Annotated in this window: 10 protein-coding genes and 1 pseudogene; 8 read left to right on the top strand and 3 right to left on the bottom strand. The window is 30.2% G+C overall.

The window, feature by feature from the left end; all coding sequences use genetic code 11:
• The 8 genes and pseudogenes from Q0K19_RS06495 to ptsP form a co-directional block, all read left to right on the top strand.
• Positions 1-1053: pseudogene (locus tag Q0K19_RS06495) on the top strand (AAA family ATPase); the annotation flags it as partial.
• A 27-nt stretch (positions 1054-1080) separates the two neighbouring features.
• The gene (locus Q0K19_RS06490) at positions 1081-1344 is read left to right on the top strand and encodes a hypothetical protein (RefSeq protein ID WP_297246489.1); all 264 of its coding nucleotides are present in this window, start codon (positions 1081-1083) and stop codon (positions 1342-1344) included.
• Between the two features lie 16 nt (positions 1345-1360).
• The gene (map, locus tag Q0K19_RS06485) at positions 1361-2155 is read left to right on the top strand and encodes a type I methionyl aminopeptidase (RefSeq protein WP_297246487.1); all 795 of its coding nucleotides are present in this window, start codon (positions 1361-1363) and stop codon (positions 2153-2155) included.
• A gap of 503 nt (positions 2156-2658) precedes the next feature.
• On the top strand, positions 2659-3768 hold the full coding sequence (aroC, locus tag Q0K19_RS06480; protein ID WP_297246485.1) for a chorismate synthase: 1110 nt from the start codon (positions 2659-2661) through the stop codon (positions 3766-3768).
• 95 nt (positions 3769-3863) lie between these two features.
• On the top strand, positions 3864-5258 hold the full coding sequence (locus Q0K19_RS06475; protein WP_297246483.1) for an HD domain-containing protein: 1395 nt from the start codon (positions 3864-3866) through the stop codon (positions 5256-5258).
• Positions 5259-5260: 2 nt separating this feature from the next.
• Positions 5261-6043 carry a type III pantothenate kinase gene (locus Q0K19_RS06470; RefSeq protein ID WP_297246480.1) on the top strand — a complete coding sequence of 261 codons (783 nt, stop codon included), beginning with the start codon at positions 5261-5263 and terminating at the stop codon, positions 6041-6043.
• Positions 6044-6228: 185 nt separating this feature from the next.
• Positions 6229-6495, top strand: a complete 267-nt coding sequence (locus tag Q0K19_RS06465) for an HPr family phosphocarrier protein (protein ID WP_297246479.1) — start codon at positions 6229-6231, stop codon at positions 6493-6495.
• A gap of 29 nt (positions 6496-6524) precedes the next feature.
• The gene (gene ptsP / locus Q0K19_RS06460; RefSeq protein WP_297246478.1) at positions 6525-8270 is read left to right on the top strand and encodes a phosphoenolpyruvate--protein phosphotransferase; all 1746 of its coding nucleotides are present in this window, start codon (positions 6525-6527) and stop codon (positions 8268-8270) included.
• Positions 8271-8336: 66 nt separating this feature from the next.
• Here the strand turns inward: ptsP and Q0K19_RS06455 are convergent, their stop codons facing one another.
• The 3 genes from Q0K19_RS06455 to Q0K19_RS06445 are packed head-to-tail and all read right to left on the bottom strand — an operon-like array spanning position 8337 to position 10859.
• Positions 8337-9209: a class I SAM-dependent methyltransferase gene (locus Q0K19_RS06455; protein WP_297246476.1), complete on the bottom strand. Its 873-nt coding sequence runs from the start codon at positions 9207-9209 to the stop codon at positions 8337-8339.
• Positions 9210-9224: 15 nt separating this feature from the next.
• Complete coding sequence (locus Q0K19_RS06450; protein WP_297246474.1) at positions 9225-10025, bottom strand: flagellar motor protein MotB; 801 nt, start codon at positions 10023-10025, stop codon at positions 9225-9227.
• Between the two features lie 42 nt (positions 10026-10067).
• Complete coding sequence (locus tag Q0K19_RS06445) at positions 10068-10859, bottom strand: motility protein A (protein WP_297246472.1); 792 nt, start codon at positions 10857-10859, stop codon at positions 10068-10070.
• Positions 10860-10865 lie beyond the last annotated feature (6 nt).

The following is a 10865-nucleotide window of genomic DNA, read 5'->3' as shown; positions in this document are numbered from 1 at the left end:
GAACAAGAAAATCAAGAACAAAATAATAATGATGAAAATGTTCCGGAAATGAAAGAATATTCTGATGAAGAGCTTTTAGATTCTGATAATATATTAGATGATGAAGAAGAAAATAATATAGATGATACTGTTGAAGATTTGGACGATATACCTGATTTACATGATGAAATTAAAGAGTCTGAAGAAAATGATAATGAAGAACTAGAAGAAGCTATTGATGATAATGATAACTCATCTGATAATGATATTATAAAGGGAATTGATGATATTATAGAAGATAATGATGAAAACTATGATAATAACGAGGGGGATATTTTGATAAGTCATGGTTCTATTTTAGAAGATGAAATAGTAAAAAAGGAAGAAGAATATTTTTCTTCAAGCGATGCTTTTAATTTTTCGCTTAACAGAGATTTTTTACTCGGTGATTATGATGATGAAGAAAGCGATAACAATGATACAGGAACTTCTAATATATCACCTAATTTCAGCGAAGAATATGATGATGGAGAAGTAATTAAACCTGCAAGTGAAAAAGACACTTTCGATACAGAAGATTTAATAGATAAAGATTTATATGATCCTGAAGAAGTACCTAAGGTTCCAGATGATTTTTACAGAGAGGCAGAAGAAAAAGTTAAAGAAAACATGACTTCTAATTGGAAAAAAGTTTTAAAAGCTATTAGAGGTAAAAAATTTGTTAATAAAAATATGAGTGATATGTTGGAATGGGTAAAAGATCAGTCTGGACTAGATATTGTACATGCTGCTATGCTAAGCAGACAGGATAATGGAAATTATGATATAGTGGAATCTCAAAATATATCTGATAGTACAAAAGATAAATTGAGTATTAGCGAGAATGAAGCTTTATTCAAGAAGATTCTATCTCATAAAAAGACATTATATGTATCTGATCCTTTCGCTTCAGACTCTATAAAAAGTAAATTTGACCCTGAAGATAGAAAAGATATTTCTCATATGATATTTGTACCGATAGAAAATGATGAAGGAGGATTAAAATCATTTTTTATAGGTTTATCATCTAACTAGTAAATTAAAAGAGGTTATAGGAAACAGATGGAATATATTATAGTAGTATCAGCGTTTATAGTTATAGGAATCATTGTCAGTTTGATATTCGGTAAAATACTTAAAATTAAAGTATTCGGCGGTTGGGTTATGATGTTTCTTATAGCAACAGTTGGTGCTTTGCTTGGATCATACTATTTACCTAGATTAAGCAATATACAATATATAAAAATAAATTTATCTTCTGCGGTATTGGGATCTTTTATATTGGTGATTCTTTTATATATATTTACTCCTAGATCTTTAAAATAAAGGATATAAAAAATACATGTTTATAAAAGAAGTAAAAGAAATAGTAAAACCTACTATAAAAGATGATGATGCAATAGAAAACATAAGAAAGGCTGCTGAAATAGCGCAGAATTCTATTGATTTGGCATTTAAACTTTGTATGTCAGGTGTAAGAGCATCTAAAGTAGATAAAGAAGTAGAAAGATATATAAAATCACAAAACGCCTACCCTGCTAACTTTGAAGTTCCTGATTATGGATTTGCTACAAGCATATCAAGCGGAAATGAAATAGCACATGGAAGACCCACAAACAATAAAATACTTGTTCATGGTGAACCTGTATGCGTTGATGTTGGAGTGAAATATAATGGATACTATGCTGACTGTGCTAGAACCATAGTTATAGAAGGCGGTATGGGGTCTGTTAATCATAGAGCTTATAAACTTATAGATGCCTGCAAAAAGGCTTTGGAATATGGCATTTATAAATTGGGACCTAATGTACTTTTAAGCGAATATGGAAAAACAGTTGAAAACAAAGTTCATGAATACGGATTTAGTGTAATAAAATCACTTACAGGTCATGGAGTAGGTTACGAATATCATGAAGCACCTTATATATTCAATTTTTATCATCCTAATAATGATGTTATATTAGAGCCTAATATGGTATTGGCATTGGAGCTTATGATAACAAACGGCACAGACAAATACGAAAAAGAAAAAGACGGCTGGACTTTATCTACTCCGGATTATTCTTTAGCTGTTCATTTTGAGCATACTGTTTTAATCACTCAAACAGGTGTTGAAATTCTAGGTATCAAAAAATAATTATATTCTTTTAATAAAATCTTATTTTAATTTATCAATTAATAATGCAATAATATAGAAAGTTTATCAAAAATAATATATACCTAAATATACTTTGTCAAAAAATAAAGTTATATTTTTGTTTTTATATATGGGGCTTTGCCCTTACGAAGTACACAGCGTGCAGCCCTCACTTCTTTTATTGGTATAAAATAAGCTATATCCTCAACAGGCTCGGATACGCTTCGCTAAGAACTGCATTTATGGTCTAAATTTAGGTTATATCCTATATTTAATAAGTATATATTTAATATAAAGTCATAGTAATTGCGTTTTTTGCTACTTTTTTGTGCGGCAAAAAAGTAGATAATTTTATATAAAGTGCATCAATTGACAAACTTAAAAATTTTTAGTTTATTCTTTTAATAAAATCTTATTTTAATTTATCATTTAATAATTCAAATATAGAAAGTTTATCAAAAATAATATATACTAGTGCAAATTAAACTTTAGGAATATATAAAATGGGAAGCGTATTTGGAAATAATATTAAATTAAGTTTATTTGGAGAATCACATGGAGAAGCTATAGGCTGTGTTATAGATGGTTTTCCTTATGGTATTAATATAGATAGTCAATTTATAGACAATGAAATGGACAGAAGAAGAGCTAAAAATGCAAAACTAGCAACTGCAAGAAATGAAGCTGATAAAGTAGAAATATTATCAGGAATACTTGATGATAAAAGTACTGGTATGCCAATAGCTGCAATCATAAAAAATGAAAATAAAAGAAGCGGCGATTATTCTAATTTAAAAACTCTACCTAGACCTTCGCATAGTGATTATACTGCAATGCTAAGATATGACGGATTTAATGATATAAGAGGAGGCGGACATTTTTCAGGAAGACTTACAGCTCCTTTAGTGTTTGCTGGTGCTTTGGCAAAATTAGCATTGAAAGAAAAATTTGATATTAATATAGCGGCTCATATAAAACAAATATACAATATAAAAGATAAATATCCAAATAATGTTTTCCCAACTTATGAAGAGTTTACTGATAATTATAATAAAGAATTGAGTGTATTTGATAATGAAGCAATGAATAAAATGATAAATACCATAGAAGAAGCTAAAATGAATATGGATTCAGTAGGGGGTATTATAACTGCTGCTGTATTCAATATGCCTGCAGGGTTTGGAGATCCTTTTTATTCATCTATAGAAAGCAGAATAGCTCAGTCTGTATTTGCTGTACCAGCTGTAAAAGGAATAGATTTCGGACTTGGTTTTGACTTCGTTAATTATAAAGCAAGCGAATGCAATGATGCTTATACTATAAAAGATGAAAATAATATAAAAAGAGTTGAAACAAAAACTAATAATAATGGAGGAATACTAGGCGGTATATCAAACGGTATGCCTATAGTTGTTAATGTAGTTATAAAGCCTACCCCATCAATATCGAAAGAACAATTAACTTTAAATATAGAAACTAAAGAAGAAGAAACTCTCATTATTAAAGGACGTCATGATCCATGTATAGCTGTAAGGGCTGTACCAGTTATAGAAGCTGCTATTGCTGTTTCAATACTTGATTTATGCTTAGATATGAAAGGAAAATTGATCTAATACTACAATATTAGTATGTTTGTACAGTGTTAAAAATTTGTAATTAATCAAAAATTGTATATACTATATAAAATAAAAACATTATAGGATATTAAGTGAAGAAAATATTTACAGATATACCTCATCCGATAAAAGAAATAGCAAGAATATTATATGTTGAAGGCTTTCAGTGTTTTTTAGTAGGCGGTGCAGTTAGAGATTCTATAATGGGCATCACTCCGCATGAATATGATATCACCACAGATGCAAGACCAGAAGATGTACAAAGAATATTTAAATATACTATCCCAACAGGCATCAAGCATGGTACTATACTTGTAATTATAGAAGATATGCATGTGGAAATAACAACTTTTAGAAGCGACGGAAATTACAGTGACGGAAGACATCCTGATCATGTAAAATATGCTTCTAATATAGAAGAAGATTTACCTAGAAGAGATTTAACAATAAATGCCATGGCGTATAACATTTTAGATGGAAGTCTAATAGATATGTTTGATGGTATGAAAGATATAAAAAGAAAAATAGTAAAATCTGTAGGCAATCCTTATGAAAGATTTAGAGAAGATGGTCTTAGAATAATGCGTGCCATAAGATTCGCTACTAAATTAGATTTCGATATAGAAAAAGAAACATTTGATGCTATAACTCACTCTACAGGAATGCTTGCTTCAATTGCTGCAGAAAGAATAAGAGAAGAGTTTAACGGCATACTGCTGTCCAAAAATCCTTTCAGAGGTTTAGAATTACTTAGAAAAACTGGTGTATTATCTTTAATATTACCTGAACTTATGCAGGGTTTTGGAGTCAATCAAAATAAATTTCATAAGTACGATGTTTATTATCATATTCTTCATACAATACAATCAGTTGAGCCTTTAGAAACTGAAGAATTAACATTATTGGTAAGGCTTGCAGCACTATTTCATGATATAGCTAAACCTATGGTTCAAAAAAAGGTATCAAAACAAGATGATCCTGTTTATTATAATCATGAGGTTGTAGGAGCCAGTATTGCTAAAAAAATAATGAAAAGATTAAAATACTCAAATTCTGAAATAGATTTCGTTACCTTATTAGTAAGACAGCATATGTTCTATTATCAAGATGAATGGACTGACGGTGCGGTTAGAAGATTTATGCGTGCTATTGGTGTTGAAAATATAAGACCTCTTTTAAGATTAAGAGAAGCTGACAGACTTGGAAGCGGAAACAGAAAAGACAAAGAAAGCAAAGCTATACCTAAACTATTAGCTAGAATTGACAAAATAATTGAAGAAGAAAATGCTATTACGGTTAAAGATCTAAAAATAGACGGAAATGATTTAATCAATGAATTTAATTTAAATCCAGGACCTTTAATAGGAAAAATATTAAATTATTTACTGGATTTAATATTAGATGAACCGGAATTAAATAATAGAGAATTCCTTATGGAAAAAACAAAAAACTTTTTAGAGAGTAATAATATAAAAGACGGGGTTTAAAAATGTATTTGCTTTCAGACATAGGAAACACTAGAGTTAAGCTAGGAATTTTTGAAGAAAAAAATTGCCAACCTTTATACTATAAAGCTATAGAACATAGTAATGCTTTAGATCTGGTAAATGCCTTAAATGAAATAAAAAATAATCATGCAGATATAAAGCAGGTATTTTACAGCAGTGTTTCACTGAAAGTAAATGATTTGTTCGAAGGCAGCATAGAAGATTGCTTTAATATGAAGCCTCATAGAGTTACTCATAATGATATTGAATTAAAAGATAATTTTTATGAACCTAAAGATTCTGTTGGTATAGATAGAATCTTATCAACTTATGCATCTATATGTCTTGAAAAAATCAGTAATAGTAATGAAGAGAAATACGCTTCAATAGTTATAGATATGGGCACAGCTACTACAATAAGTATTATGATTTCAGATTTCACATTTTTAGGCGGTATGATAATATCAGGTACAAAAACAAGTTATCAGGCATTATCAAATATTACATCTTTACCTTATTATGAAATAGGTCCTATACAATCAATACCTAATCCTATAAACAATAATGTAAAAGATGCTATTATGTCAGGTGCTATATATAATACAATAGGTACTGTTAATTATGCCGTATCAGAAACCAAAAAATACATTAAATCCAAATATAATATTAAATGCAAAATATTTTTGACAGGCGGAATATCTAATTTAAAATTATTAAAATGTAAAGTTTATCCGTTTTTAGTTTTGCAAGGTATTTATTTTAATATGATAGCAAAAAAACAATAAATCATATAATCATTTATATTTTAAATAGAAATTTACATAATATTTATTTTTTATAAAAAAAATTCACTAAAAAACTATGCTCTTAGTATAATAAAATATATCATTTAGTACATATATAATTTGACAAATGAGAAAAAACTGATATACTTTAAACTATATATAAGAAAAGAATGGAGGAGTTGCCAATGACTACAGGTAAAGTTACTATACAAAATGATACAGGACTTCATGCCAGACCTGGTAATGAGTTCGTAACATTTATTAAATCATTAACAGGCTGTAAGATAGAAGTAGAAAATGAAGCTGGTAAAAGAGTTAATGCTTCATCTCTTTTAAAAGTTTTATCTTTAGGAGTAAAAAAAGGATCTGTTCTTACAGTTTATTGCGATGGTGATAATGAAGCAGAAAATTTAAAAAAAGTAGAAGAATTTATAGCTAATTTAAAAGACTAAATTAAAAATTTTATTTATGGAATTATAATATGGAAAAAAGAATTACTGGTATTGGGGTTTCTCCCGGTATAGCTATAGGTAAAGTTTATCTCTTTTTAAAAAAAGACTTAGTAATTTCTAAATGCCCATGTAAAGAAGTAAATTCTGAGCAGGCTAGACTATTAGAAGCTAGAAATAAAACAAAAGAACAGCTCATAAAAATAAGAGAAACTACAGCTAAAAAAGTTTCAGAAGAAAAAGCTGCTATATTTGATGCTCATATTACTTTGCTTGAAGATGATGACTTGCTTGAAGAGGTTAATAATATTATAGCTGATGATAAAGTTTGTGCAGAATATGCTTTATCACAGGGTATAGAAGTTTATACTAAAATGTTAAGCGAAGTCGAAGATGAATATTTAAGAGAGAGAGCTGGAGATTTACTTGATATTTCTGACAGATGGATAAGAAATATTCAAGGCGAAGATATAGTTGATGTTTCTAACCTTCCTAAAGATTCTATAGTAATTGCAAGAGATTTAACTCCTTCCGACACTGCTAATTTGGATTTGGATAATACCCTTGCATTTGTTACAGAAATAGGCGGAAGAACTTCACATACATCTATTATGGCTAGATCTTTAGAGCTTCCTGCTGTTGTAGGCGTAGGTGAAAATTTAAAAGATTTAGAAAATAATCAAATTATAATAGTTAATGGAAATACTGGTTCCGTTATAGTAAATCCTACTAAAGAATCTATAGATGAATGTTTGAAGCTTAAAGATGAATTCGACAAGAAAAGAGCTTTATTAAAAGAGTATGCCCATAAAGATGCTATATCTAAAGATGGTACAAAAATAAGAGTATATGCTAATATAGGTTCTCCTGCTGATTTAGGAGGAGTTTTGAAAAATGGTGCTGATGGTATAGGACTGTATAGAACAGAATTCCTATTTATGGAAAATACAGACTTCCCTACAGAAGAAGAGCAATTTAGAGCATATAAAGAAGTTGCTGTTGCTATGAGCGGACATACTGTTACCATAAGAACTATGGATATAGGAGGCGATAAATATCTGCCTTATTTAGAGATGCCTAAAGAAGAAAATCCTGCTCTTGGTTGGAGAGCTTTGAGAATATGTTTGGATAAAACTTCTATTATTAGAACTCAATTCAGAGCTTTACTTAGAGCTTCAGCTTTTGGTAAAATTAAAGTTATGCTTCCTATGATAGTATCTATAGAAGAACTCCGTAAGGCTAAAGCTATATTCAATGAATGTAAATTAGAACTTATGAGAGAAAATGTTCCTTTTAATGAATCTTTGGAATTGGGTATGATGATAGAAACACCTTCTGTTGTATTCAGAGCCGAGGCTTTTGCAAGAGAATCTGATTTCTTCTCAATAGGTACTAATGACTTAACTCAATACACTTTAGCTTCAGACAGAGGAAACGAAAAAATAGCAGCTATTTGTGATCCTTATAACCCTTCTGTACTTATAGCTATAAAAATGGCTATAGAAGGTGCACATGCAAGCGGAATTATTATTTCTATGTGCGGAGAGTTAGCAGGAGATTTACTTGCTGTACCATTACTTTTCGGACTCGGTCTTGATGTATTCTCTATGTCAGCAATATCAATACCTGAGGTTAAAAAGATGATAATCTCTTTGGATAAATCTGAATGTCAGATGTTAGCAAAAAGAGTACTTTCACTTGATACTGCTGAAGAAGTTAAAGCTGAATTGTTAAGATTCATAGAAGTACATGAAAAAGGCGGTACTATAAGTTATTAACTTAATGAAAATATAATTAATAAAAAAGGAGTCAGTAAAATGGCTCCTTTTTATTTTTAAACTTATTTAAGAATGAAACCTTGCATATATTCCGCAAGGAAGAACAATATCAGAATTTTCTATAGGAATACCTATTTCACCGCTTTCAAAAATTCCATTATGTTTTATAGAAGTTGATAAAATATTTTTTAATGATATATGAGAAAAACTTGCTGTATAACAATTTATCAAAAAAAGAATAGGCTCATCTGACAAAAGTTTAACACATTCTTCTACTAATCTTTTTAAACTAGTTTCTATCTGCCAAAGTTCTCCATTAGGACCTCTTCCATATACAGGAGGATCCATTATTATAACATCATACTTTCTTTCGCGTCTTATTTCTCTCAATACAAATTTGATAACATCTTCTATAATGAATCTTACTTTTTTATTTTGCAAATTGTTTATTTCTATATTTTTCTGTGCATGCCCTACTATTTTTTTTGAAGCATCAACATGTACAACTTCATTACAATCAGCATAGGCACAAGCAACAGTGGCACCGCCTGTATATGCAAATAAATTCAATGCTTTTATTTCTTTATCTTTATGAGTAGAAGATTTTTTCTCTTTTATTTTATCAATAATGAACTGCCAATTAACAGCCTGTTCCGGAAAAATACCTATATGTTTGAAATTAGTAAATTCTATTTTGAATGATAAATCTTGATATTTTATGATAAAATTATCTTTAGGCTTATTTATATACTGCCAATAACCTCCGCCCTTATCCGAACGATGATATATAGCATCTAATTTTTCCCATTTTTTTAACTGTTTAGACCAAATAACTTGAGAATCCGGACGGGATACTAAAAACCCTCCTATATTCTCAAGTTTTTCGCCTTCACCGCAATCTATAATTTTATAGTCTTTCCATTTATCAGCTAAGAGCATCTTATTTTTTACGCTTTACCTTTGATTATAATAAGTAACATCATTTCTTACTACAACAATATCAACCCTTCTATTTAAAGCCCTTCCATCTGGTAAATCATTAGAAGCAACTGGTCTTGTGTCAGCATATCCTGCAATTGAATATTTATTTCTATCTAGTTTACCAGCCTGATCATTTTCAAATATTTTTTCTAAAACAACCATAGCTCTTGCAGAAGAAAGTCCCCAGTTATTACCAAATTTCTGTTCTGTAATACTTCCAGGAATGATAGATCCTGAATCTGTATGACCCTCTATTCTTACATCATTAGGCAAACCGCTAAGCACAGAAGCTAATTTGATAAAAGTTTCAACATTACTTTGATTATCAACTAAATTAGTAGAAGCAGATTCAAAATATTGATCTGCACCAAGACTTATGATAAAGCCTCTTTCATCTTCTTCTATTCTTACCTTTCTGCTTTTTATTTCTGATTCCAAAACAGAACTTGCCTTATCTATGCTTCTTCCAACAGAATATCCTCTGTCTGTAGATGGAAGTGTATTAGCATTAGCTCCTCCATAAATAAGTTTGCTTTGAGACAGTGTAGCACCTCCCGGCATAACTCCGAATGAACCTTGGAATGCTGTAGCAATAAGCTGTATAGAAGAATCGTTAACAGAACTAGACATTGTTGCAAGAAGCATTACGAAGAATGTCAATACTAATGTTACGAAGTCTCCGTAAGTTTGAAGCCATAAAGGAGCTGAAGGACCTGGTACTTGTGCTTTGTCTCCAACTTTTTTAGCTTTTTTACCAAATTTAATAGTAGCCATTTTTTACCTCTAAAATTATTTATATCATCTATATTTCTATTACTATCTATCTCCTACTTGTTCATTAACTTTCTGACGCTGAGCAGGAGGTAAGAATGATATAAGTTTATCTTTTACTATTCTAGGGTTATCACCTGCCTGTATAGATAATATACCTTCAAGCATAATGTTTTGAACAGTAGCTTCTGAAGCATGTCTTGCTGCTAGTCTTCCAGCTATAGGCAAAGCAAAACCGTTAGCTATAACAGATCCGTAATATGTAGTAATAAGTGCTACAGCCATACCAGAACCGATAGCTTCCATACCGCCGCCGCCGCCCAAACTTCTAAGCATGATTACAAGTCCGATTAATGTACCAATCATACCCCAAGCAGGATATAATGAAGCAGCATCTTCAAATACTTTTTTAATTGTATCATGCCTTGCTTCTACGTTATCTATTTCTGTATTAAGAATGTTTTTTACAAGCTCTGGATCTGTTCCGTCTACTACAAGCTGCATACCTTTTTTAAGTAAAGGATCTGAAATTTCTTGTATATCATCTTCTAATACTAATAAACCTTCTCTTCTAGCTTTTTCTGAAAAACTTAAAAGTGTTATAATAATTTGTGCTTCATCATAATCAGGTTTTTTCAAAAGAACTTTTATAGCTTTAGGAACACCTAATATAGTTCCTAAGTCATTAGCAACTAAAAGCGAAGTTGTACCTCCCAAACCTGTAACAACTACAGATGCAAAGTCAACCATATGACCTACATTACCGCCTCCTGCAATGATACCGAATAAGTTAATAGCTATAACTAATACAACACCTAATGGTACAAATATATCCATATTTTG

The sequence above is a fragment of the uncultured Brachyspira sp. genome (assembly GCF_944393015.1).
In the GTDB taxonomy this organism is placed as follows: Bacteria; Spirochaetota; Brachyspiria; order Brachyspirales; family Brachyspiraceae; genus Brachyspira.
This window is presented reverse-complemented; position numbering and strand designations above follow the sequence as displayed.